Annotated in this window: 17 protein-coding genes; 2 read left to right on the forward strand and 15 right to left on the reverse strand. The window is 59.2% G+C overall.

The features are described from left to right. Positions 1 to 3 precede the first annotated feature (3 nt). From ptsP to CA51_RS06875, 10 genes are all read right to left on the reverse strand, one after another. Positions 4 to 1,749: a phosphoenolpyruvate--protein phosphotransferase gene (gene ptsP / locus CA51_RS06835; RefSeq protein WP_145119011.1), complete on the reverse strand. Its 1,746-nt coding sequence runs from the start codon at positions 1,747 to 1,749 to the stop codon at positions 4 to 6. Between the two features lie 198 nt (positions 1,750 to 1,947). Then, positions 1,948 to 2,235, reverse strand: coding sequence for an HPr family phosphocarrier protein (locus CA51_RS06840; protein ID WP_145119013.1), 288 nt, complete (start codon positions 2,233 to 2,235; stop codon positions 1,948 to 1,950). Positions 2,236 to 2,264: 29 nt separating this feature from the next. Continuing rightward, on the reverse strand, positions 2,265 to 2,741 hold the full coding sequence (locus tag CA51_RS06845) for a PTS sugar transporter subunit IIA (RefSeq protein ID WP_145119015.1): 477 nt from the start codon (positions 2,739 to 2,741) through the stop codon (positions 2,265 to 2,267). A gap of 242 nt (positions 2,742 to 2,983) precedes the next feature. Beyond that, entirely contained in the window at positions 2,984 to 3,328 is a 345-nt protein-coding gene (gene hpf / locus CA51_RS06850) for a ribosome hibernation-promoting factor, HPF/YfiA family (RefSeq protein ID WP_145119017.1), read from the reverse strand. A gap of 350 nt (positions 3,329 to 3,678) precedes the next feature. Beyond that, positions 3,679 to 4,986: an outer membrane protein assembly factor BamB family protein gene (locus CA51_RS06855; RefSeq protein ID WP_145119019.1), complete on the reverse strand. Its 1,308-nt coding sequence runs from the start codon at positions 4,984 to 4,986 to the stop codon at positions 3,679 to 3,681. A gap of 168 nt (positions 4,987 to 5,154) precedes the next feature. Then, positions 5,155 to 5,811: a histidine phosphatase family protein gene (locus CA51_RS06860; protein ID WP_197451650.1), complete on the reverse strand. Its 657-nt coding sequence runs from the start codon at positions 5,809 to 5,811 to the stop codon at positions 5,155 to 5,157. A 2-nt stretch (positions 5,812 to 5,813) separates the two neighbouring features. Continuing rightward, on the reverse strand, positions 5,814 to 6,125 hold the full coding sequence (locus CA51_RS25710; RefSeq protein WP_197451651.1) for a hypothetical protein: 312 nt from the start codon (positions 6,123 to 6,125) through the stop codon (positions 5,814 to 5,816). Between the two features lie 172 nt (positions 6,126 to 6,297). Next, the gene (locus CA51_RS06865; RefSeq protein WP_145119023.1) at positions 6,298 to 7,329 is read right to left on the reverse strand and encodes a DUF6807 domain-containing protein; all 1,032 of its coding nucleotides are present in this window, start codon (positions 7,327 to 7,329) and stop codon (positions 6,298 to 6,300) included. A gap of 308 nt (positions 7,330 to 7,637) precedes the next feature. Further along, positions 7,638 to 8,618 carry a class I SAM-dependent methyltransferase gene (locus tag CA51_RS06870; RefSeq protein ID WP_145119025.1) on the reverse strand — a complete coding sequence of 327 codons (981 nt, stop codon included), beginning with the start codon at positions 8,616 to 8,618 and terminating at the stop codon, positions 7,638 to 7,640. Between the two features lie 123 nt (positions 8,619 to 8,741). After that, on the reverse strand, positions 8,742 to 9,734 hold the full coding sequence (locus CA51_RS06875) for an NAD-dependent epimerase/dehydratase family protein (protein WP_145119027.1): 993 nt from the start codon (positions 9,732 to 9,734) through the stop codon (positions 8,742 to 8,744). 221 nt (positions 9,735 to 9,955) lie between these two features. On the opposite strand from CA51_RS06875, the gene CA51_RS06880 reads away from it, so the two are divergent. Together CA51_RS06880 and CA51_RS06885 are read left to right on the forward strand one after the other, a co-directional pair. Next, the gene (locus CA51_RS06880; RefSeq protein WP_145119029.1) at positions 9,956 to 10,720 is read left to right on the forward strand and encodes an HpcH/HpaI aldolase family protein; all 765 of its coding nucleotides are present in this window, start codon (positions 9,956 to 9,958) and stop codon (positions 10,718 to 10,720) included. A gap of 47 nt (positions 10,721 to 10,767) precedes the next feature. Beyond that, complete coding sequence (locus CA51_RS06885) at positions 10,768 to 12,417, forward strand: FHA domain-containing protein (protein ID WP_145119031.1); 1,650 nt, start codon at positions 10,768 to 10,770, stop codon at positions 12,415 to 12,417. A 199-nt stretch (positions 12,418 to 12,616) separates the two neighbouring features. On the opposite strand, the gene CA51_RS06890 is transcribed toward CA51_RS06885, so the two are convergent. The 5 genes from CA51_RS06890 to CA51_RS06910 all read right to left on the reverse strand — a co-directional run bounded on the left by CA51_RS06890 (position 12,617) and on the right by CA51_RS06910 (position 24,285). Further along, positions 12,617 to 13,864: a transposase gene (locus CA51_RS06890; RefSeq protein WP_145119033.1), complete on the reverse strand. Its 1,248-nt coding sequence runs from the start codon at positions 13,862 to 13,864 to the stop codon at positions 12,617 to 12,619. A 523-nt stretch (positions 13,865 to 14,387) separates the two neighbouring features. Beyond that, entirely contained in the window at positions 14,388 to 16,232 is a 1,845-nt protein-coding gene (locus CA51_RS06895; RefSeq protein WP_145119034.1) for a cation:proton antiporter, read from the reverse strand. 50 nt (positions 16,233 to 16,282) lie between these two features. Next, a complete protein-coding gene (locus tag CA51_RS06900) occupies positions 16,283 to 17,311 on the reverse strand; it encodes a Gfo/Idh/MocA family protein (RefSeq protein WP_145119036.1) in 1,029 nt (342 codons plus the stop codon). A gap of 81 nt (positions 17,312 to 17,392) precedes the next feature. Continuing rightward, complete coding sequence (locus tag CA51_RS06905) at positions 17,393 to 18,883, reverse strand: rhamnulokinase (RefSeq protein WP_145119038.1); 1,491 nt, start codon at positions 18,881 to 18,883, stop codon at positions 17,393 to 17,395. Positions 18,884 to 19,038: 155 nt separating this feature from the next. Then, positions 19,039 to 24,285 (reverse strand): GEVED domain-containing protein, encoded by a 5,247-nt coding sequence (locus CA51_RS06910; protein ID WP_145119040.1) that lies wholly within the window; start codon positions 24,283 to 24,285, stop codon positions 19,039 to 19,041. Between the last annotated feature and the right edge of the window lie 133 nt (positions 24,286 to 24,418).

Below are 24,418 nucleotides of genomic sequence, written 5' to 3' on the forward strand. Positions count from 1 at the left end.
AGACTATTGCACAACCAGTTCGGGGACCAGATCGCCAAGGCGATCGAGTAAATACAAATCGACTTCGCGGGCGCTCTCCAGCTGCATCACGCGGCAGGCGATCTCTTCGCAATCGGCGATCGTCACGCTGCGAATCACCTTCTTGATCCGCGGGATCGCCAGCGGCGGAACGCTGACGCTGCGAACGCCCAGTCCCAACAGCAACAACACACGAGCAGGATTTGAGCTCATCTCGCCGCAGATGCCGACCGGCGTGTTGGTCTTGTTGGAAACATCGACGGTTTGCTGGATCAATCGCAGCACCGCCGGATCGCTCGACTGATAAAGTTCCGCAACGCTTTCGTTGCTGCGGTCGACTGCCAGCGTGTATTGCACCAGGTCGTTGGTGCCGATGCTGAAGAAATCGACCTCCTCGGCAAAGCGATCGATCATGATCACCGCGGCGGGGACTTCGACCATCATTCCGATCGGGATGTCGCTGCGGAATTCGGCCCCTTCTTCGCGAAGATCATCGATCACGATGTTGACAAGCATTCGCGCCGTTCGCAGTTCTTGCAGCGTCGAGATCAATGGGAACATCATCCGCACGTCGCCATGCACCGCAGCCCTTAGGACGGCGCGGATTTGGGTGCGGAACAGATCCTGATTCTTCAACGACAAGCGGATGCTACGGAGTCCCAAAAACGGGTTGTTCTCGGGTTCGGTCAGCGAGGTGTGCCCCATTTTGTCGGCGCCCAGGTCGAGCGTTCGAATCACGACCGGACGACCCTGCAACGCACCGATGACTTCGGTATACGCTTGGTAGTGGTCTTCTTCGCTCGGTTCCTCGTCGCTGCTGAGGTACAAAAATTCGGTGCGATACAGACCGATGCCGTCGGCTCCACGCTGCAGGCAGGCGTCGACTTCGTGAGGGAATTCGATGTTCGCCGAAAGCGTCACGCGATGTCCATCGACAGTCTCAGCTGGCAAGTCGCGCAGTTCGGCCAGACGCAGCGTCAGCTTTTGGCGAATCTGCGCCCGTTCCTCGTAGCGATCGATCGTCGCTTGGTCGGGATCGACGATCATGCAGCCGCGGTCGCCATCGACGATGACTTGCGAGCCCTGGCCGATGCGATCCAGGAACTGGCCGATGCCAACAACCGCTGGCAGTTCGAGTCCCTTGGCGACGATCGCTGTGTGACCGCCGGGGCCGCCGATCTCGGTGCAGAAGCCACGCACGAATTGGCGATCGAGGTTTGCGGTTTCGCTGGGGGTTAGATTCCGGGCCAGCAGGATCACCGGTTCGTCGAGATTGCTCAACGGGTCGCTGGTGACGGCACCAAGCCGATGCAGCAGTTGCTTTTCGATATCCAGCACATCCTCGGCGCGTTCGGCCAAAAACGGGCTGTTCAGCTTGCCGAGCGCTTCGGCGTAGCGGTGCAAGACGCGGCTGACGGCGTAAGCGGCGCTTTGATGCTGTTCGTGGACACGGCCTTCGAGTTCGGCCAACAGCCCGGGATCGCTGAGCATCTGTTGTTGAGCCGAGAAGATGCGGCCGGCTTCTTCGCCCAACCGTTCAGCGGTCTGCTTGCGGTTGACCTCCAGCTGCTTGGCCACCTTGCCAAATGCAGACAATAACCGCCCCCACTCGGCCGATGTGTCGGCCGCGGGAATAAGACACCTGGGGATGCGATACCCTTCATCGTCCAGTACTAAGGCCGGACCGATCGCAACGCCTGGTGAAACCGGGATTCCTTGAAGTTCGAGCATTCAATGGCGGCACGCGCAACATCCTTACCATCGACGCGATGCTGCAGGCGATCGATCCGCCGAGCCATCGAGAGGATGAACCGAATTGGCCTTGCCATTTCTTTTCTTGTACGGTTTTTAAAGTTCAATGGTCGTCGGTCCCCAGCCGCATCGGCTGGGAGCCATGCCGCAGCCGACAACATTTGTAGCGGCGGCGGATTATTCGGCGTCGAGTTCGTGGAAACCAGCCTCGAACAACTCGGCGACCGCCGACAACGCCTCTGCGGCATCGGGGCCTTCGGCTGAAAGCCCGAGCTGGGTTCCTTGAACAGCGCCCAGCGTGAGCACGGACAACATGTTCTTGCAGTCGGCAGATTGGTCGTCTTTGGTCACCATGACAGTCGCCTCGTACTGCATCGCCAACCGCGCCATCAGCTCCGCCGGGCGCAGGTGCAGCCCTTTTTCGTTCTTAACGACGACGATTTGCTGGCATGATGGATTGGACATAGCGTGCATATCTATGGCGGAACGTGCGTTTAAGACGCAAACTGATTGTTATCAGCCTCTTCGAGCAATTGGTTGATGTCGTCGACCGTCTTGCTTTGCTTGAGGAAGCGGCAGAAGGTGTCGTCGCGCAACTGACGCGAGATGTTTTCCAGGGCTCGCAGGTGATCGCCAGGGCGTTCTGGAGGGCTGATCAGCAGGAAGAAGAGTTGTACTTTTTCGCCATCGAGGCTGTTGAAGTCGACGCCGTCGACGCTGACACCGACGGTGCCGACCAGCTTTTCAACGCTGGGATGCTTTGTGTGAGGAACGGCAACGCCGCGACCAATGCCTGTGCTGCCGAGTTCTTCGCGCTTCATAACCGCAGCGATGATATCGTCTTTGTCGGCGGTCTTGATCTCGCCTGCGGTAACCAAGCTTTCCACCAATTCGGTGACGACGGCTTCCTTGTCGTATGATGCTAGATCCGGCTTGATCGCCTTAACGCAAATAAAGTCTGCGAATTTCATTACCTATCCTTTGATTTAAAAAAAATCAGCCTCGCAACGCCGTTTCGCAACGCTCGATGTTCCGGCTGGGAATTGATTTCATGGAGCCACCGGTGCCCGTCGAGGACAAACGGCTTCCAGGTGGCTGTGCGGTCTTGCAATGGTGTTCTGCATGTTCGATCGGCCGCGATTCGGTCGGGCGGTTGCCGCCACGACGCAGAGATCTGCTCTGCGTCGGCGGTATGGCTCCGACTGGCTGTGCTTTAAACCTCGTCGGCAACATCCGTTGTTTCGATGTGTTTCAGTCCGGTCGCCCGGTGCTCGGTTCGCTTTTCCTTGGCGCGTCGCAGTTGCTTTTCCAGCTTGGGAATCACGACATCCAACGCTCCGATGACCGTTGTCGCTGTGGCCGAGGCGATAAAGTCTTCCTCGTGTTCAACCGAGACCTTGGCTTCGAGAACTGGCGATTCGAGCTTCTCCAAGTCGACAATCACTTCGATCGCGTTCACCCGATCATACAAACGACGCAGCTTTTCAACTTTGTCTTCGATCAGAGATTGATCGCCCGTTCCCAGATTGCCGTGTCGGGCAGAGACGCTCACTAGCATTGATTGCTCCTTAGTATGATTGCAGCATCGAAACGGACCTCGTTTCTAGCGAGTAGCATACGCCGAATCACGCGTTTAGGTAAGCGTTACTGTAAACGCGTGCACATGATTCGGCGGTATTTTCGTTCCAAATGCTCGGCTTAACAGACCTTAAGTTCTTCCAAAACAATACCTTACGATACCCGTAAAGGATTGCACTCGTCACCCTCAATTGACGCTTTTTCGGGTGCTCTTCGCTTCGCTTTCCATCTTTTTGGCCAACGCAGTTTAAACTTCCTCGGGGTCGCTACGCACGCCCGATGCGACCGTTAGGAGGCCCCCAGACGTTCCACTGCATCTCCCGCTGCAGATCAGCGAGTCGCAGCGGAATCGGCCAGGCAGTAGACGTATTCTTGAGTCTTCTCATCGGCGGTCAACGATACCCGGGTAAATATCTGCCCCCCACAGATCGCTGGAGTTGCAAATACCTTGCTCCCCAGCGAATTTGTCGCCACGCTTTGGAATCCCTCGACGCTCGCCTTGAAGATATGTGTCTTCCCCGATTCGCTGGTCACATAGATGTTCTCGCCGACCAGGACGGGGGAGCTGCTGAAGGTTCCGCCCAGTCGCTCTTTCCAGATCTGTTCCCCTGTTTCCACGTTCAAACAGGTCGCGATGCCCGCGTCGAGAATGGCAAATACGTGCCCCTTGGCGATCAACATCGACGGCACGTATTCGCGGTCGGTGTTCTCCCAGACGATTTTTCCCGATCCGTCCGCTGCGACCGCAGAGATATGGTTGTCGGGGTATCCGCCGCTGGTCAGGATGACTTTTCCGTCGGTAACGGTTGTCGTCACGCATTCGGTCGTCGCCCCTTCGATTTCCCAGATCGTTTGTCCGGTCAGCGGATCGAGGCTGGTGACCAAGTCACAGCCGGTCATGATCAATTGATCGCGGCCAGCCGCTTTGACGACGACCGGCGAGGGGTAATTCGGGAGTTCGGGACGCTCGCGCCGCCAGACGATCTCGCCGTTGGTCCGATCCATCGCCACGATCGCTCCCCCCGCTTTATTGTCAGCCGATGAGATCACCAGGTTTTTGTAGATCGTCGGCGACGAACCGTATCCCTGGTGGACCTGGTAATCGGTCAAACGCGTTTGCCAGAGCTGTTTACCGTCCAGATCGAGCGCTGTCGTCCAAACCGCGTTGTCGTTGAGGAAGTTGATGAACAGCCGCGAGCCGTCCGAGGCGATCGTCGACGATGCCAACGTTGCCTTCAGATTCATCTTTTTCCCGCGGGTCTCGAATCCGCCGCGGTGGACGATCGTTTCCCATAGCTGTTTTCCGGTCGCGCGATCGAGCCCAAGGACGATCTGGACTTCGCGTTCGTGATCGGCTGAGGTGATGAAAACGCGGTCGCCGATCACGACGGGCGAGCTGTGACCGCGGCCGGGCACCTCCGCTCGCCACAACACATTTTCGGTCTCGCTCCACGATGTCGGAGGCGTTTGCTTTGCTGAAGCGACTCCGTTTTGATCCGGGCCGCGCCAGAAGGGCCAGTCGCTGGCGGGGAACTGCAATCCGCTGAGTCCAGCCGGTTCGAGCGCCGCCGCGGGTTGGCTGATCAGGGAAAGCGATATCAACAGACAAATAGGAGCGAAGTTCTTCAGTCGACCCATAGCGGTGCGTCTCGGTAGGTTGGTGGAGCCGGAGGGGGGCGACCGGAACGCTTTCGGGCCGCGCTCTCATTATCGATCATGCCGCGCCGCAACGCAATCTTTGCGCAGCCTCAGCCCAGGGCGGGCGTGCCAGGTTCGGTGGGGGCTGCAATGGAGAGCCGCGGGCTGTCAGCTGATCTGATCGCTCGACAGGTGCGTGATCGAATTCAGGATATCCAACCGCCAAGCGTCTTCGGAAACGGTAAACTTCGTCAGTCCGGTGTTCAGCATCGGGCCGATGTGTCGGCGGGTGAAATCGTTGCCAAGGATCTGTCGTAGCATGCAGACTTTAAAGTCGGCGTGGATCACCGCCACGACGACCTTGTCGGTCGCCCCGAACTGTTCGGCAAATCGAGCCAGCATTTGTTCGCTGCGGAGCGTCGCTTGGGCTTCGGTTTCATAGGGACGACAGCCCCACCAGCCCTCGGTGCCGATCGATTCGTCGACCGTTGTACCGGGATATTTGGCGAGGATTGCGTCGCGGTTCATCCCCGGCGCCCCCTGCTCTTCCCCGGGAATGTAGCCTCGGTAACATCCGCCGACCTCGTGCAGATCGCGCCAGACATGGATCGGCATCCGCAGCGAATCGGCCAGGTACTGGGTCGTCTGCAGCGTCCGGAGGAATCCGCTGGTGACCAGGAAGTCGACGTTTTGGTCGGCTATCGATTTTGCGATCGCTGCAGCCTGCTGGTGTCCCAGTTCGGTGATCTCGGGATCTTCGACACGCTCCGCTTCGGGTTTGCTGTTGTTGGCGCTTTGCGCGTGGCGGATCAGGTACAGCTGCATCGTCAAACTTTCGTCGAATCGGCGCGATCCGAATCGATCGCTTGGGAGGAAGGGGATGTCTCGCTGCCGCGATCGCGACCGACCCAGTCGATCATGGTCCATTGCAGGATCAGCAGTAGCACGGGGCCAACATACAACGCGAACTGAGAAAGGCTGCGATTGCGCATCCACTGCGGGCCATTTTCGGCAATCGCAAAATAGATCGCCGCGACGACGCCGCCATTGAGAACAAGCAACAGGCAGCCAAACAGAGCGCTGGCCACGGCGAACCCGCAGGTTCCCAGGCCGCCGCGAAGTCTTGCCGATCGTCTCACTGAAGCTCCCAGGTTGATTCAAACGCTCCGCACGAAAGGCTCGCGGCGGCTTGCGCGTTGCATGCCGCAGAATACTCTCCCCTTTTAAGTCGCCGCTGCGGTAAGTGCAACCGGCCCGGACGGCTTTGGGAGAGGCTTCGTCGCCGTTTCGAAACCGATCAACATCGCTGCGTCATGGAATCCGCAGCGCCGAAAACTGTCGATGCGCTCGCTTTCCCTTAGAGACTTCAAATCCCTTGCGAGCTGCAAACTGCTTGTGAACCGCCGTCGCAACTTGTTCGTCGTAGGGGCCGGCGTGGACCAACAATAAGTACCGCAGGCGGAGCGGTTTTTCAGAGGTGATCTCGAACGCTTCGTGCATCCCAAACGAAGCGCCCATCCAGCCATCGGCTCGGACGTGCCAGTGCGTTGGGTAGCGAGGGTTCTCGGGATGGTCAAAGAAGGTGATTCCTTCGATCTGCGTCGTCCGGTCGGGGCCGCTGCCGACAGCGACCGGGCCGCTGTAATCGACCCAACGAGCTGGCTTGCCGAAAATCTCCGGCTCCCCTTCCCCACCCTCGCTGTTGGTCAATCGCCCGCCGCCAAAATGAGTCGAGATCGTCTTGGCGACTCGCACGGCGAGAAACCCAAAATTGGTCTTCCCCAGCTGAACCGAATCGCGGCCTTCGCCCGGTTTGAATTCGGATTGCAGTTCCAACGCGTATTGACCCGCTTCGCCGGGGATCAACGCGGCGACCAGGTCCTGCTGCATCAATTCGTTCCCCTCGGGATCGAACCAGCCGCAGGTCGACGCCATCACGGATTCGTCGTTGCCGTCCTCGTAGGCGTACCAATTCTTCTGTCGGATCGAGGTCCCTTTGCCATCGGCCCAAAAGGTGAATCCGTCGACATCATGATGCGCAAACCAAACGCTGCGATGATGATCGTGGTCCGCCGCGCCGGGGTGTCCCATGCGAGTTAGCGACGTTCCCGATGGTCCGACTAACGGATAGAAGAATGGACGCGGGTATTTGGCGTCGTAGTGCCACCGCGTTCGCTGCACGCCATCGATCTGGAAGTCGACCTGGTGGTCGGGCAGCGGAATCAGCTCGCATCGATCCAGTTGAAACACGCCTGCGGCGGCAGGCTCTTCAGCCAACAGCGGAGAGGCGGCGGCTAGCAGTATCAAAACACAGGCGGCGGATCGGAGGAGGGGGGAACGCATGCGGAACCTTTGCAAAATCAGCGGTGAGAGAGTTGGGGGCAGGCGGGGATGTTCGCCATCTTCCCATGCTCGCGACCACGCTGCAACTTGCAACTGCAGGGCTATCGCGTGGCGGCTGATTTGCCAGAGCAGAAACTGTTAACGCCCTGTCGATTTAATCGCGTGCGAACTTCTTGAATTAGCAGTTTGGGCGTTAGCCCCGGTTTAGCGTTGCTTGAACCGGGGCTAACGCCCAAACGGCTGACTAAACCGACAAGCCGTTAACAGCCTTGGCTGCATGCGCGTCGCCGCTGATGTTACCAGCGGGATCAGTTCAGCGTTTCGGGACGCGTTCCCATCAGAAGGCCCGCGTTTTGAGGAGCGTTGGTTAGCGGTGCGTAGAGGGCGGAGGTGAGGCCTGCGCCGACCATCAACTGGCTCGCTTCGGGAGCGGTTCGCAAGCGGCCCAGCGGAGTCCGCAAACCGAGTTCCAAGTTCTGCACGGCGGTCGCCAACGATCGCTCTTTGGCGTCGATTGGATCGAAGAAATCGATCACCGCAACTTCGCCATCGGGCCGCGTGACATCGGCGGCGCGGCCGAGGATCGTGACGGCAAGGGCATCGTCGAGCGTCTGCAGCAATTCGGGAATCACGACCAAATCGAAGGGGCCCTCGGGCAGTTCGCCGCTGGTTGGATCGCCTTCGATCCCCTTCCAACGATTTTGCAGACCGATGCTCTCGATCATCGTCTTCGCTTCGCCCAACGCGTCGGCATGATCGATGGCGACGATCGTGGTGCCGGGATCGCGAAACGCAAGCGTCGACGTCCAGACGCCCGAACCGCAACCGATCTCCAGAATCCGCAGGTCGCGGCGTTTCTGGCCGATCTCCAACACCGCGGCGGCTTGCATTGCCAGCGGTGTCCGTGTCCATCCGCGGGCGACTTGGTGGCGTCGATACGCATCCCCGTTGCCGGCGGGAAGATCGCATCGCAGTTGGCCGACCAGGCTGTCCAAGTAGTAATCGCCGAGGTCTGAATCGTATTGGGCTAACAGTCCCAGAGTTTGCGAGGCGGCGTAGTGCTCGGCGTATTGTTCGATCAGGCCAGACGCGATCAAGACGTCCAAGATCCGCGTGGTCAGGTTGGGCTGGATGTCGCAAGCCTCGACGAGCTCGCCAAACGTTTTTTGCCCCGACAGCAGTTGCTGGAACAGACCGACCTCTCGGGCCGCCCGAATCGCGTGCGCCGTCGAGTTGATCCCGATCAGGGTCCAGTATTTGCGAATCGTCAATTCTTGCTGATTGGCCATCGTATGGTTGTGTCTTTTCGTGGATTTTGCAGTGGTGCGGGGGGCCGCGGCGGCGGCAAGAGTATATTGCACGAGGTTCGTTTCAGGAACGGATGGCCGGCCTGTGAAGCGCCGTCGATCGGATCAATCTCGCCATTGCGACTTCAGTTCCGCCAGCCCCTCGGCTGTCGAGATGATCGGTTCGTAGCCGAGCAGTCGCCGGGCGGCGGTGATGTCGAAGTAGTGGTCTTTGGCCAGTTGAGCGGCGACAAATCGTGTCATCGGCGGCTCGCTGGTCCGCCGCGTGGCGGCGTAGATCAGTTCCAGACCGTGGCCGATCGTGTAGGCGGTGCGGTAGGAGATCGATCGCGTCGGTACTTCGACTCCCGCCGCCGTTAAGATCTCCGACAGCCAAGCCCAGCAGCCGACCGGTTCGCCTTGCGACAAGAAGTACGCGCGGCCAGCGGCTTCGGTCTCCCCGCTGCTGATTCGATCCAACGCCAGCAGGTGGGCGTGGGCTGCGTTGCGAACGTGGATCGTATCGATCAGGTTTTCACCCGAACCGACGCGGACCAAGCGGCCGGCGCGGGCGCGTTGGATCAAGCGTGGGAACAGATGCGGATCGTCGGGAGCCCAGATCAGATGGGGCCGCAGCGCGCAGGTCAGCAGACGCCCCGGCTGATTGGCCGCCAAGACTTCCTGTTCAGCCGCGGCTTTGGTCCGCGGGTAGTGGCACAGATAATCGTCGGGATAGGGTTCCGATTCGTCGACGCCGGTCTGGTCGTCGCCGCCGAACGTGACGCTGGGACTGCTGCAGAAAACCAGACTGCGGATTTCGCGTTGGCGGCAGGCTTCGATCACGTGCCGGGTGCCGAGCGTATTGGTCTCAAAGTAGTGTTGGTACGATCCCCAGACGCCAGCGATCGCGGCGGTGTGGATCACGGCGTCGACATCTTCGGTCGCCCGCAGGACGGCGGTCTGGTTGCGGACATCGCCGCGGACCTGCTGCATCCCCGCTTCGGCAAGCTGTGGGTAATCGCGGCGTCCGAGCCCGACGACATCATCGCCGCGGGCGAGCAATTGGCGAACGATCTCGGCTCCTAAGAAGCCGCCGCAACCGGTAACTAAGACTCGCATGAACTTCCTGGTGGCAGTGGCGTGAAAATGGGCGGGGAATCGAGCGGTGCTGCGACCGTCGTCGAAGTGTAACACGGCGGGGGGCGGAGGCCAAAGGATGGCTCGCTGCTGCTGGACTCGCGTCTCGGTTGGGTAGAGATCATAATTGGGCTCCGCACCGCGTGGCCGATCGTGTGATCCGCTGCCGGGCGAAAAAGTCTATAGATGCAAAGGAAGCTGCGTTGCGAAACAGTAAAACTCTGGCCAAGGTGCGAGCGGGCAAGCCGGTTCGGATGTGCTCGTTTGGACATTTTATTCCGGCATACATCCAGATGGCCGCCGACAGCGGATACGACTGTCTATGGTTGGACGCGGAGCATCGGGCGTTCACCGATCGCGAGCTCCAGACGCTGCTATCCTATTGCCATCGGTTCGACATCGATTGCATGTTGCGGCCGCCGACGTTGGAGAAATCGCGGCTGTATCGCTATCTCGAAGATGGCGCGACGGGACTGATGATCCCGCATGTCTCGACTGCTGATCGGGCGGCGGAATTGGTCCAATCGGTGAAGTTCCCGCCGCTAGGCGATCGCGGGCAGGATGGCGTCGGGTTGGATGCGGGATTCCTATCGCGGGGCGATGAATACGTCGAGCACGCCAATCGCGAGACCTTTCTGGTTGTGCAAATTGAGACGCCTCAAGCGGTTGAAAATATTGACGCGATCGCCGCGGTTCCCGGTGTCGATGGAATGTTCATTGGTCCGGGCGATCTCGGGTTGCGGATCCGACGGACCGAAACCAACGTCACGATTGCTCAGGCCAACGCCGACGTCGCCGCCGCGGCGGCTAAGCACGGGAAATTCTGGGGCGGCCCGGGGCTGTCGCTGGAAAATATTCAGGAACTCTATCGGGCCGGCGCTCAGATGATCGCTCACGGCAATGACTATGATGGACTGCTTGCGATGATTCGTAAAAGCTCCGCAGAGCTCGACGCGATCTACGATTGACCGCGGCGAATCGCCGTGTTGCGATACGAATACGAGAAATGTGACCGATGAAAACCTGGACGATAGGCCGAAATCCGCAGTGCGATGTCGTGATCGATCGTCCCGAGGTTGCCGATCGTCACTGCTTGTTGCGACAGACCGTCGGCGGGTTTTTGTTGGAAGATCTCGGTTCCTCGACCGGGACGTTTGTCGACGATCAACGAATCACCCATCCCCTGCCGATCGGGCCCGAGAATCGGATCCGGTTGGGAGCGTCGACTCCTTTTGCTTGGCCCGATGGGATCGATCCCCAGGCGATTGCGCTGGCGTATGGAGCCGCCGGATCGAAGATCTACCGCGTCGGCCGTTTTCCCGATAACGACCTCGTGCTCGATCGCGACATGATCTCCGGGCGGCATGCGGTGCTGGTCGTGCAACGCGATCGAATCCTTCTGGAGGATCTCGGTTCGACCAATGGGACGGCTGTCGGTTCGATCAACAACAGAATTGAATCGGCCGAAGTTGAAGAGCGCGATCGAGTTTTCTTCGGCTCGTACAGCATCATTGTCACACATTTGTTGGCGATGACGCGGAAGACGAAGCCGCCCGAAACCGTTGTCGAACAGCCGATCCAATCGTCTCGCAAGGCGGAGGTTGCCCGCGGCGGATCCAAATGGCTGCCGCTTGCCGCCGCGGGGCTTTTGGTGGCGTGTTCCATAGGCGTGCTGATCGGATTGCTGAATCGTCAGCCCCAGCAGACGGCGACTAACGACCCGGTGCCGGCCGAGGAGACCGAACAGCCCGCGCCGGATGCAACCGCTTTGTTGCCTCCTATCGCACCGCCGGAAACCGCCGATTTGCTGATGACTCGCGGCGAGGATCAGCAGAGTGGTCCGGTCCCGATCAGCGAAGCAGCCGATGCGTTGTTCAAGGTGATTGTGACGGGCGACTCCAAGCAGATCGCGTTTCATATCGGCACTGCATGGTTGGTCGCGGCGGATCGGTTGGTGACTAGCGGGGCCGTCGTTTCGGCGATCATCGAGCAGGACGCCAGCGGTTTTTCTCAGGTCCAGGTCGTGCAAACCTCTAGCGGCGAAGTGTTTGATGTCGCCACCGCGCGGCTCGATTCGGAGCTTGCCGAAGCGCAGCAGCGTTACGTGGAGGGCCGCCAGAAGTACGGCGAATTGCAAGCGGAGATCAAGACGCTCGAGTTGCGTGGGGATAGCGAACCGCGGCTCAGCGAAGCCCGTCAGGAATCGCAAGCGATCATCGAAGCGGGGCTGCAATCGACGGCTGTGCGAGCCAGCTTTAACGTCGGCTGGCTCGAATTGGCGGCCCCTGTTCCCGAGGCGGATCCGGCATTGTTAGGCAACGCGGGCGAATTGGTTGTCGGGCAGATATTGCATATGCACGCCGCACCGATCCGCGTCGAAAATCCCGCCTGGGATCCAGCTCAAGCGAGCGAACCGTTTGGAGTTGAGGTGCGAGTCGAAGAGCGCATCGCATCGACTGTCGAAGAGGTTCCCGACCGTTGGCTGATGTCGATGGCAAGCCCCGAATCGCAACAGAACTATGTCGGCAGCCCGATTCTGACTCAGCAGGGACGAGTCGTTGCGATGTTCTCACGCGCCTTGGCCGATCAGCCCGACGCCGACGGTCGGCCATCGTTGTTGTTCGAAACCGTTTCGGTGCAACGTGTTGATGGGGCAGGCGAGTAGCGATTTGGTTCGCTTCAGTACTCGTATGTTTATTCCGTCATTCGCACGTTTATTTGTTCGAACACTTGCTTGCGCTGCGTGCTGGTATTTGGGGGCACGCGGTTTCGGACACTTGATTGCGCTGCGTGCTGGTATTTGGATGCACGCGGTTTCGTACACTTGCTTGCGCTTTTTGATGTTGCGCCGGTGGATGCTTTAATCAGGCGATGCACCGGTATTCCTGGGATAAAAGCTCAGTGTAGCGTTTCCTCAGTGTGCGGAGGCCGTGGTTGGTTTTTAGCCGTCGCAGATGCCACTGGTGCTCGCGATAGCGAATGCCTACCAACAACGCCTCGCGGACGGTGTAGCTGCGAGCGTGCTTCCAGCATTTGCGCTGCCGATCATCGATTCGGCGATCGGCCAGCTTGCGGCGACGAGTCCATTCCAGATAGCAGAACGTGATCAAGACAATCCCCATCCAGCTCTCGACCGCCTCGAAATCTTTGAAGCTGTACTGGTTCATTCCCAGCGTGCTCTTGAGTTCTTTGAAGAACAACTCGATCTGCCAACGTAGACTGTACAGCTCACAAACCTGCCGAGCCGACAAGTGCTTTGCATTGGTCATCAACAACTTCGTCCCTTCACGTTGAATCTTTTTGCCAATCGGCTTACTCGAGGAAAAGACGAGCATGACCATGCCCACATTGTGGACCTCGCTTCTCTCGCTGTGGACGTGATACGTCCGAGTTGACTTCGTCCCGTCGCGGCGGCGTGCCGTTCGATGGCAGGAGGCTCGTCGCTGAGCAGCGTAAGGCCCCGCACCGATCGAAAGACGAATGGTTTGGAAACGTGATGCAGGAAGTTGTTCGATTCGCAAACTCACACGAGGCCGCTTGCCGTGCTTCTTTGCAGAGAAGACGCGATTGGTGTTGACCGGAACGATCCAAAAATAGCCTCGCTCCCGGCAAGCCGCACGCACGCATTTGGCGTCAAATGCGGTGTCTCCGAGCACAATCAGTTCGGTGCCGGCGGGTACTTGCGCGTCGCAAATCAACTGCGCCGCAAGCTGCGCCTGCGTCCGATGTTTGATCTTGTGGGCCTTCGCATAAGGCTTGGTGTAGTACGGCAGCCACATCGGTACTCGCAGTCCATCGGGCGTCAGCAGCAATGCGAACACGAAACAGTGGCAACTCTTTCGTTGATACTTGTACTTTGTGTAGCGGCGATTCTTGGCCGGTCGTCGCTTGGAGTTACCGGTGCTGAAGGTGTTTTCGACGGTCTGGCCGGCAGTGGCGACGAGTGTTGAATCGAGCAGTAGGAGATAGCGGCCGTTCCAATCCTGATCACGGAGCATCTTCAGTGTGATCGCCGTGAGCAAATCGGCGATCGCCTGCCGGTACCGTTTAAGGAAGCGTCGGGGTTGTGCCCGATGTCGCGGTTTTCCCTCGATGGCGGAGGCAGCAGACATGCACGAGTTTCGACCGTGCCGCGTAAGAATAGCGATCAAGAATCGCAGCAGCATGCTTCGAAAGTGAGCAGAAACCTGCGTGTTCGGCAGAAACGACTTGATTGCGGGGAGGGAATCTTCCATGATTGCCATCGGTGAGCTCCTGGGCTTTGTTTGTGTGGTAACTCACAAACTCAGGATGTCTCACCTCTTTCTGCAATACCAATTTTCGCTAGCAACCCCATCAACGCGCAACATCAAAACTTGCGCTGCGTGCTGGTATTTGGAGGCACGCGGTTTCGTACACTTGCTTGCGCTGCGTGCTGGTATTTGGGGGCACGCGGTTTCGGGCACTTGCTTGCGCTGCGTGCTGGTATTTGGATGCATGCGGTTTCGAACACTTGCTTGCGCTGCGTGCTGGTATTTGGGATGCACGCGGTTTCGGACACTTGCTTGCGCTGCGTGCTGGTATTTGGATGCACGCGGTTTCGGGCACTTGCTTGCGCTGCGTGCTGGTATTTGGAGGCACGCGGTTGGTGGCCGGTTAGGTTGTTGTCGAGGGCGATTCGTTTGCCGCGTTGACCAACGAGATCACAGTGTCCCCTTTTTTCGGTTGGATCGGTTTGTCGTCGGTGTTGATGCTGACCATGCCGTTGGGGTCGATCTGGAACAACAGAACGGTTTGATCGCCGTAGGTCGATTTAAGGCTGTCGAGCGAAAACGTCTCGGTCAGTTTTGTCGTTTTGAAGACCGCGCCGTCATCGATCCGCTGCTGCATGTAGGCGCTTGTAAGTTCGCTGTTAAACAGGCTGCGACCGCGCAGATGGTGCGACAGGGCTCGTGTCGAGTTCTGCTTCTTGTTTTTAGACGCCAATTGGAACGTGTTTTCGCTGCCAAAGATGCCGCGGAATTGTTGAACCGACAGCGCGTTGACTTCATCGTTGGGAGTCATCGCTAACAAGCGACCGATCCCTGAAAAATCGAGGTTCTCCAACGCGTGGTCGCTGACGATGTTCACGCATTCGGCTTGCAGGCCATCGACCCGCGCCAGACTGACTTTGCTGTAGTTGGTATCGCACAGCAGGACCTTGATGTTTTTGGCGTGCAGCGAACGGGCCAAAGCGCGAATCCAGGGATCGGCGCCGAGGATCAGCAGTCCCTGTGGAGTCGGTTCGGCGATCTTCAGCCATCTCGCCAGCGGTGCGGCGGATAGACCGTAGATGAAGACCGTTCCGACGATCACCAAAAAGGTAACCGAATCCAAAGCGTTCGCGCCGGCAGGCAGCGGCCCCGAATTCATCAACTGCAACTTCAACGCAAACACACTCGCGACCGCGGCGGCAACGATACCGCGTGGCGCGACAAACGCGACGAAGGTTCGTTCGGCCATCGTCAAGCGAGTGCCAATCGTCGCAACGAAGACCGATAGCGGGCGGATCACCAGGACCAAGGCAAGCACAAAGATAACTCCTGGCCAGCCGATATCGCCGATCGCTTGCAGGTCTAATCGCGAGCCGAGCACGATGAACAAACATCCGATCAGCAGGACCTGCAGATGCTCCTTGAACTCGATGATATGTTCGATCGCAACGCGTTTCTGGTTCGCCAGCAGGATCCCCAGCAGCGTCACGGTGACCAGCCCCGATTCTTCGGCAAGGGCGTTGCTGATCGCAAACAACAGCATCGCAAACGCTAGCGAAAGGACGCCTTGCAGATGGTCGGGCAGCCAATAACGCCGGATGCTGAGGACCAAGAACCAGGCGCCAAAGCTGCCGAACAGCAAACCGATGCCGATCGTCTTGGCGAGAAGGACCAAACCGGAGACCAGTGAAAACTCGTCGGCTCCCAGAAACAGCTCGTCGAAAACGAGCACGGCAAGAATCGCTCCCACGGGATCGATGACGATACCTTCCCACTTCAGCACGCTGCTGACCCGCGCCGAGGGGCGAATCTGTCGCAGCAACGGTCCCACGACGGTGGGCCCCGTGACGATTAATATCGCTCCCAGTAGCAGCGAGACGCGGAAGTCGAAACCGAGGATGAAGTGAGCCGCGATCGCGGTGGTGAGCATCGTGATCGTGCTGCCGACAACCAGCAATCGGACCACCGATTTGCTCGACTGGCGGAACTCATTGATCCGTAGCGTCAGCCCTCCTTCAAACAGGATCACCGCGACCGACAACGAAACGATCGGGAAGAGGATTCGCGGCACGTCCTTGGCGTCGCCGTGCATCAGTTCGGCGATCAGGGTATCCAGCGGGACAAATTGTCCCAGCAGGATTCCCATGCACAATAACAACAGGATCCCGGGCAACCGGGTCCGCCACGCAATCCATTGCGACAGAACGCCCAATGCAGGGACCAGGGCGAGGTAGAGCATCAGATCCATGGGAAGTTCCGTCTTGGCAAGGCGTTTCAGAACGCAAGAGAATCCGAGCTCTATACGCTGGTATTGTTCTTGATCGATTTAAGTTCCAGTTCGCAGATCTGCAGCGCATCGGCGGCCAACTGGCCCGCCAATGCCCCGGGATCTTTGCCCGCCAGCACATCGGCAGCCGTTTGAACTTCGATCACAAACGCGTCGGCTGGATCTCCCGATCCCAATTCGGGCCGCTCGATCTTTCCGCCTTCGTGGATAATCTTGACCGGCATCAATTCGGTGCCGTCGTCGAAGCCGGCGAACTCAAATTGAATCGTCGCCCGTTCGAAATGAACTTCGTATCCGTGCGTGAACGGACGGCCGTGTTGGTCGATCGTGCCGCCACCAACCGAAACGATCACATCGGGATCGTCGTAGGTCATCATCGATTCAAAATACGAAGCGGTCTCGCCACGCATCCGGCCACGGCTGATGACTTCCTTGGGCATCCCAAACAGCAGTCGCAGCAGGTGGGCGTCGTGAACATGCAGGTCGATCAACGGACCGCCCACTTTTTCTGGATTGTAGAAATCGGGGTTCCAGTCGACCGGACCGATCACGCGTTTGAAGCGGCCACCCAAGCACTTGCCGTATTTTCCCGATTGTTGAGCGTCGACCAGCAAGCGGAACTCGGGCAGGTAAGCCAAAACGTGAGCGACCATCAGGTGCAAGCCCTTCGATTTGGCCAGTTCGACCAGGCTCGCGGCATCGTCGGCGTTCAGCGCTAACGGCTTTTCGCACAACACGTGTTTGCCAGCTTCCAAGCACTTGCGGACCGCATCGACATGCAGATGAACGGGCAGACAGATGTCGATCAGATCGATCGAATCGTTCTCCAACATCTCGTCGAGCGTTTCGTAGACCGAAAGGTCGCTGACATCGATCTGTTTGCCGGGAGGTCCAAAGTTGCCTTGGATGCCGGTCCAGTCGCCGCCGCGTCGCTGCGGATCACGCGTGCAAAAGGCAACCAGTTCGGCACCGGTGGCGCGTTGGTAGGCGAGGTAATGGATCCAGCCCATGAAGCCGATGCCTGCGATTCCTGCACGCATAATTTGCTAACTCCGAAGTTGATTGACTGAGGAAACCGTCGATGAAACGAGGTGGGTAAAGGCGGGAGGCAGCCGATAAAATCAAGCGTCCAGTTTTTCAAACCGCTCGGCTGCAGCGTCCCATGGATCGGGATCTTGCGGTTCGTAGGCGACGGGTTGGAAGCTGTCGCGAATCAATTGGCGGCCTTCTTGGATCGAGCCGATTTGCCCCAGTCCAACCATCTGCATCACGATGTTGCCGATCGCCGTCGCTTCGACCGGGCCGGCCAGCACGCGGCGGCGACAAGCATCCGCTGTCATCTGGCACAGCAACGCGTTTTGGGCTCCGCCACCCAAGATATGGATCGTGTTGATCGTGGTGCCGGTCAGCGATTCGAGCCAGCCGAGGCAGGTCCGGTAACGGAGCGCCAGCCCTTCCAAGGCACCTCGGAAAAGGACGCCGTTGTCGGCGGCGGCTGGTTGTCCGGTGCGGTTTGCAAATGCGGCGATCGCATCGACCATACAAGCCGGGGCTGCGAAGTCGGGGCAGTCGGGATCGATCAGTAATTGGAACGGCTTCGCGTCGGCAGCCGCTTGAACCATGCTGGGCCAATCCAACGTTTGACCGCGTCGTTCTAGCGAGGCTTTGATCTGTTGGAAGATCCACAGCCCACCGATGTTCTTCAGCAACCGCGTGCTCCCTTGAACGCCACCCTCGTTGGTGAAGTTCAGTTCGGCACAGCGATCGTTGATCAGCGGTTCGGGAATCTCGCAGCCCATCAACGACCAAGTGCCGCTGCTGATGTAGCACCAATCGGGCTGAGCCGGTGCGAAGTTGTCCGCTGGAACGGCGACGACAGCCGATCCGGTATCGTGAGTCGCTGGCAGGACAACGGGGACGCCTTCAAGACCGGGGACGCCACCTTGGCCACCGAGAATCGGGCCCAAGACGGTTCCTGGTTGCACTACGTCGCTGAAGACACGCGTCGGCAGATCGAACGCTTTCAGCAGCTTTTGCGACCAGCCTTGCTGTTGAGTGTTGTACAGTTGCGTCGTTGTCGCGTTGGTGTATTCGATCGCCGCTTTGCCGGTCAACAGCCAGTGGAAGAAGTCGGGGATCATCAACATCAGGTTGGCGATGTTGAGGACCGGCGAATTCTCCAGCCGCGCCGCCAACAACTGATAGGCCGTGTTCAGCTCCATGAATTGCAGCCCCGTCTCGGCGAAGATCTCTTCGCGAGCGACGCGTTCAAACGCCTTGGGGAACATTCCGCGAGTCCGCGCGTCGCGGTAGTGGTAGCCTGGGCCGATCAGGTCGCCGTTGGCGTCCAAGAAAACGTAATCGACGCCCCAGGTATCGACGCCGACCGAAAGGACTTTGGCCTCTCCGGCGGCGGCTAATGAAAGCCCTTTGCGGATCTCTTGCCACAGTCCCAGCAGATTCCAGTACATCCGACCCTGTACGTGGACCGGATCGTTGGCAAACCGATGCAGCTCGGAAAGCTTCAGTTGGCCGCCCTCGATGCAGCCAGCCAGTACCCGACCGCTCGATGCGCCAAGGTCCACCGCTAAATGCACAGGTGCCGATGCCATACGTTTCCTTCGTTCGATCGATGATTCGGGGAATTTGCCAACCGAAAAATGTGACCGCCCGCTGCCCGAAAGTCAACCGGAGGCAGCTTTTACGGCCGATATTCCGGCCGACTGCGGCGAATCGGCAGCCGCGTTCTGCAAGCTCGTGGCGGACGCTAGCGTGAATCCCTATCCAGCCCTATCGCATCCAGCGTTTGCAGTTCTTCGCTGACGGTGGACCGAGCTTTCCGTAGCTTTTCAAGATCGGCAGCTGATGCGTCGGCAATCGGTTGCTCCGATGCGAGGTTCGTATCGACGCGGCTCAGTGCATTGAGAATGATCAGCGCGTCGATCGGCGACAGATGGCCGTCGCGATTGGTGTCGTAGAAGAATCCGGGAAACTCATCGAGTGTCGCGCGATCGACCAAGCGGTTGTCGTCATCAACGAATTGCCGCCGCGATAGCTCGTTGATGATGATCAGGGCATCCAATGCGGTGATCTCTCCCGAAGCGTTGACGTCCAGCGGATCGGATCCGTAGGTCCATCCGTTGTTGCCGTCGTAGTTGACCAATAGCGTCGCCGCCCCTGCGCCTTGCCACTCCTCATAGTATTGGCCGTCGATTGGTACGTTGCCGACAAGCGTCCATTGATCCATGCTGGCGAAGACGTCGTCGGGATCCAAAAATAGCTTAAGTGAGTCGTCCGATCCGGCCATCTCGAGCACCGACGTCGGGCTGATCAATACCGATTGCGATCCATTGCCTGTCAAGTCGATCGCTTCGATGTTCCCTAAATCCCCCTCCAGGTCGCCGATATCGAAGTTGCCTTCGCCGGGGCGGAAGCGAATCGTATCGGTACCCATTTGGGTATCGATCCAAACATCGATACCAAGCGACCAGAGGTCGGCCGTGTCAAAATAATCGTCACCGCTGGTGAACCGAAAATCGATCGCCGATCCGGGAGGCAGCGGTGCTCGAAACAGCTCCATCTCGCCGCTTCGGACGACCGTCTGGCCATCGATTATGTCGACCTGGGTGGAATGGTTGACCGTGTTGATAAAGACCGACGGGGCATCGTCGGCCGAAGCAATATGAAATTGGTAATCTTCGACTTCGCCATCGGCGGCTTGCCCTGTGGGCGAGAGGCCGCCGGAGCTGCTGAGTCGGAAGCGGGCGAAAGTGCTGCCGCTCGATGCGCCGGCAGGAATCGTGACAGGGACGATATTCTCGCCAGAATTCAGGGGCAAAGCGGCAGCGATCTGTTCGCCCGGATCATCCCAATCGCCATCTTGGTTGAAGTCGATCCAGGCATCCAACCGACCTTCGCCACTGCTTACAACGATCACCGATGCCACCGAATCGGAATCGCTTGCGGCAACAAAGCTAGTGATGGGGTGCACGCCGTCATCGAGGTCGCTATCGGCTGCCGGATTGGCGATTGCAAACGGCTCGAAATTGATCCCGTCTCCCAAAAACAAATCGCTCGCCCCATGACGGGCTCCGTCGCTTTCCAACGAGGTCGGATAGATCGAATCGGGGGCATCGCCGTAGTCCAATCGCTCGTCATCGAGATTGATCAGTTCAACGTCGGCAGCGTTCAGCCCATCGAAGTTCGGATCGTCGCTGGTCGCCGCGGCGATCACGATCGTCAGTTCCACATTGCCATCGACCAGCGAATCGTCGACTCCCGTGATCGTGACGGTTTGCGGAGTGGTTCCGTTTTCGGGAGTGAAGCGAAGCGTTGGCGTGTCGATCGTCGCTTCGTCGAGATTGCTGCTGGACAACGCGATCGTGACATCCGACGCTGGCAACGCGTCCAACCGAACGGTGAACGTTGCTGTCTTCCCCGCTTCGGTCGTCTGCAGGATCCGCAGCGGTTCGACCGTGATCCCGGCGACGTCGTTATCGGTGGTTGTGATCGCGACCGATTCTGGTGACAGTGACGTAAACTGAGGATCGGAACTCGGTCCTACCGTAAGGATCAGTTGCGTGATTTGCGAGCCGTCGATCCGTTGGTCGTTCTTCGCCGTAACGACGACGGACTGCGGGAGGTTCCAATTTTCGGGAGTGAAGACCAGTTGTTGGCGATCGAGTTGAATTTCGTCGTCGCGGTCTAAACCGAGGTCGATCACGACGTCTTCCAGTGGCTGAGCGGTCAGGGCGACCGATAGCGAATCGGCGCGGCCCGATTCGCTGGCGACGAGGTTGGTTTTGGATAGCAGCAGCCCGGCGACATCGTCGCTGACGATGGTGCCGGTGGCGTGGTCGCGGGTCAGGATGACATCGGGCGTGGTCGTCAGCCGCAGTTCGAATTGTTCATCGTTTTCGATCAATGCATCGTCGATCAATTCGACCGAGACGATGGTGGAAAGGTCTCCGCTGGCTGTCAACGAAACCGGCACGCTCCACAACGAACGGTAATCGACGTCGGGAGCGGCGGTGCCACGGAGCGTGAGGGCTTGCAGTTCCGCTGTGCTACCGTCGGGCAGCGCGTGGCTCAATTGAGCGACAAAATCGAGGGTCCCGTCGGTTTCGTTTGCCGCCGCGTCGGAAAGATGTAGGCCGATCATCTCCACCGCGCCAGCGTCGACGCCATCGTCGCGATTGTCGATCCCTTGCAGATCGATCTGTCGCGCCACGCCTCGCGCGTCGACGGGGATGTTCTCGCTCGTGTCGCCATCGCGATCCAGGTCGTATCGATCGGCGGCGGTGCTGCCGCGACCGGCATCCAAGGCGGGGCTGTCTTGCAGCATGGGATGGATCTCGATCGCACCGCCATAAAATCCTAGCGGTGCCAGCAGGGGATCGATGACGTCGGATGTGTCCAAGTCACCCGCGGCATCGCTGGCGTTGCCGGGGCCGAAAACGTTGTAGCCGTCGCTGCGCAGACTGTTGGTTCGCGTGTCGCTTGCGCCGGTGACGTCGAGATTCGAATCGCCGTTGCCCGCGACGATCGACGATCGCAGTTCGGTGCGCGTGTTTTGTTCACCGCGCGAGACTAAGCCGTCGCCGAGACCAGCCGCTTGATTGTTGGTGATCGTGCTCGAATCGATCGACAACAGTCCGCCATCGTTGATCAGGCCGCCAGCCGCAACGGTTGCAGTGTTTCCGGAGATCGTCGTGCCGATGATCTGGCTGCCGTCACCGACGCCAAAGCGGCTGCTCAGATAGACGCCGCCTCCTTGCTGATCGGAGTGATTTCGCGCGATCGTGGAATGGAGAATCGTCAATTGGCTCTGGTCCACCGCGACGGCGCCACCGGAGCCGGCGGCGGTGTTGTCGTTCAACGAACTGCGGACGATCGTCAATTCGGCGCCGTCGGAGGCGTAGACCGCGGCTCCATCGCCAGCGGATTGATTGTCCGACAGATCGCTGTCGATGATGGTGATCCGGCCGCCGGTCGCAGAGATCGCACCGCCGGGACCGTCGGCGACATTGTCTGTGATCGCCGAGCGTTCGATATGCAATTCGCCGGAGGACTCAAAAAGGATCGCGGCCCCCGCTTCGCCTGGTTCGGTCTGTCCACCGGTTAGGTTGAGATCGGTTAGGGCGAGGTCGACGCTTTCCACATCGAAGATCCGCGATCGTTCGGCCGCGTCGATCGTGAGCGCTCCCGAGGCGGGACCGTTGATCGTCGTCGAACGCCGGATTGGGAGCGAGCCGAGCGTTAGATCGATCGTTTCGCCGGCAAGCGAATCGGCGATCTGAATCGCAGTGCTGCCGCCGAATTGGTTTGTGTATTCGATCGCTTCTCGCAAGCTGATGTCGCCGACACTCAGATCGCCATCGCTCTCATCGACCAGCGTATCGACGATCGGTTGGAAGTCATCGGGGACAAAGATCAGCGAATAATCTTCCACCTCGCCATCGGCCGCCATGCCTGCAGGTGTCAGGCTGCCCGCGGTGCTGACGCGAAATCGGAAGTGTGCGGGGCCGGGCGTGAAGTCGTCGGGAAGCGGCAATTCGATGATCGTCGATCCGTCGGCAACGCCTAGGTTCATGCTGACCGCAAACTGTTCCCCCGCGTCGTCCCAACTGCCGTTGCGATTCCAATCGACCCAGGCATCGAGATAGTTCCCCGTGGCGGCGGCGTTCTGCAGATCGATGGCGATCGTCAACGGATCGCCGATCGATTGGTAGCGGCCGCCGATGAAGGCGACGCCATCTTCGTCGTCGATAAAGGCTTGGTCGCCACGCGACAGACCTTCGGGCTGGCCATCGCGCTCGCTGTCGACGGTCGCGCCCAGTCGCGGGCCAGCGACCACGTGGTAGGCACCGTTGTCGGCGGCGAGGGTTGGGTAGCTGGAATCGAAGCCGGTCAGATCGCTTGTCGGCGCATCGCCAAAGTCGAAGGCGACTTCGACCGCACCGATGTCGACGCCGGTTCCCATCGCGCGGGAATTGCCGAGTTGATCGACGGCTGGAATGTCGCCGCCAATGGAAGCTTGGCTGTCGATGGCGGGACTGCCCGGCAACAGGCTGTGAGTAAACGTGGTTCGGTCCAACGCATCGACCAGCGGGTCGACGTTGGTCTGGTCGGTGTCAGCGCTGAACCAATCTGCCGCCGAATCGTGTGAGAGGTTGTTTCCCAGAGAGGTGATCGTCGCGCTGCCACCTCCCATTTCGAAGGTCCCCAGCGTGTTAAAGCTGTTGCCGGAAAACAGATTCGCTTCGGTTGTCGCCACGGCGTCGGCGCCATCGGCGACGACACGAATCGCCCGCGCGTCGTTGTCGACAAAACTGGAGCTGGTGATCTGAAACGATTGCCCCGCGGTCGTGGCGACAACGGAAACTGCGGCGGCAGTTCCGTTGGCTTCGTTGTTCGAGAAGGTGCTGTTGGTGATCGAGCCGTCGCCGTCGATCCGCAAGATCGCAGCGCCATCGCTGGCGGTCGTTGCCGTCTGGCCAGTCGCCGTGTTGTTGACAAACGAAGTGTTTACGACGGTCAGCAGCCCGCCTTCGGCATAGACGCCGCCGCCTCCTTGGGCTCGACTGTTGCGAATCACGAGATCCTGCAGCAGCAACGTGTCGCTAGTTCCCTGGTCGCTGCTGATGCCGGATTCAAAGTGGACCGCGCCGCCGGGGCCAATCAAGGCGCGGCCGTTGGCAAGCGTGAGGTCCTGCAGGACAAAGTCTTGGCCGCCGTCCCCTTCGAATTGGAAAACCTGTTTGGTGCCGCGGCCACTGAGCGTCAGTTGGTCGGCGCCGGGACCGGCGATGGTGATCGAGTCGGTGACCGTGAGGACCTGCGTCAGTTCGAGCGTCTCGCCACTCAGCTCCGGTGCAAACGTGATCGTGTCGTGACCGGGATTCGCGTTCGCTTCCTGAATCGCATCGCGGAGCGTGCAGGAACTTTCGCTGCATGCCCGCCCGTCGACGTCATCGATTCGGGTAACGTGGAAGGTTGTCAGCAGACGTCGCAATTCGAGCGACTCCAGTCTCAAGCGTCGATGCCGAGCGCTGGCGGATAGGCGAGAAGGATTGGTTTTTCGTGAATGCCTCAAAATTTCCACTCGTCAATGCAGTCGAACTAACGCGGCGGGCAGACACTCTGCC

The organism is Rosistilla oblonga (assembly GCF_007751715.1).
GTDB lineage: Bacteria > Planctomycetota > Planctomycetia > Pirellulales > Pirellulaceae > Rosistilla > Rosistilla oblonga.

What these genes read in the sequence shown, in the direction of transcription:
- ptsP (WP_145119011.1), bottom strand. Translation starts at nt 1,749, where the DNA reads ATGCTCGAACTTCAAGGAATCCCGGTTTCACCAGGCGTTGCGATCGGT.
- CA51_RS06840 (WP_145119013.1), bottom strand. Translation starts at nt 2,235, where the DNA reads ATGTCCAATCCATCATGCCAGCAAATCGTCGTCGTTAAGAACGAAAAA.
- CA51_RS06845 (WP_145119015.1), bottom strand. Translation starts at nt 2,741, where the DNA reads ATGAAATTCGCAGACTTTATTTGCGTTAAGGCGATCAAGCCGGATCTA.
- hpf (WP_145119017.1), bottom strand. Translation starts at nt 3,328, where the DNA reads ATGCTAGTGAGCGTCTCTGCCCGACACGGCAATCTGGGAACGGGCGAT.
- CA51_RS06855 (WP_145119019.1), bottom strand. Translation starts at nt 4,986, where the DNA reads ATGGGTCGACTGAAGAACTTCGCTCCTATTTGTCTGTTGATATCGCTT.
- CA51_RS06860 (WP_197451650.1), bottom strand. Translation starts at nt 5,811, where the DNA reads ATGCAGCTGTACCTGATCCGCCACGCGCAAAGCGCCAACAACAGCAAA.
- CA51_RS06865 (WP_145119023.1), bottom strand. Translation starts at nt 7,329, where the DNA reads ATGCGTTCCCCCCTCCTCCGATCCGCCGCCTGTGTTTTGATACTGCTA.
- CA51_RS06870 (WP_145119025.1), bottom strand. Translation starts at nt 8,618, where the DNA reads ATGGCCAATCAGCAAGAATTGACGATTCGCAAATACTGGACCCTGATC.
- CA51_RS06875 (WP_145119027.1), bottom strand. Translation starts at nt 9,734, where the DNA reads ATGCGAGTCTTAGTTACCGGTTGCGGCGGCTTCTTAGGAGCCGAGATC.
- CA51_RS06885 (WP_145119031.1), top strand. Translation starts at nt 10,768, where the DNA reads ATGAAAACCTGGACGATAGGCCGAAATCCGCAGTGCGATGTCGTGATC.
- CA51_RS06890 (WP_145119033.1), bottom strand. Translation starts at nt 13,864, where the DNA reads ATGTCTGCTGCCTCCGCCATCGAGGGAAAACCGCGACATCGGGCACAA.
- CA51_RS06895 (WP_145119034.1), bottom strand. Translation starts at nt 16,232, where the DNA reads ATGGATCTGATGCTCTACCTCGCCCTGGTCCCTGCATTGGGCGTTCTG.
- CA51_RS06900 (WP_145119036.1), bottom strand. Translation starts at nt 17,311, where the DNA reads ATGCGTGCAGGAATCGCAGGCATCGGCTTCATGGGCTGGATCCATTAC.
- CA51_RS06905 (WP_145119038.1), bottom strand. Translation starts at nt 18,883, where the DNA reads ATGGCATCGGCACCTGTGCATTTAGCGGTGGACCTTGGCGCATCGAGC.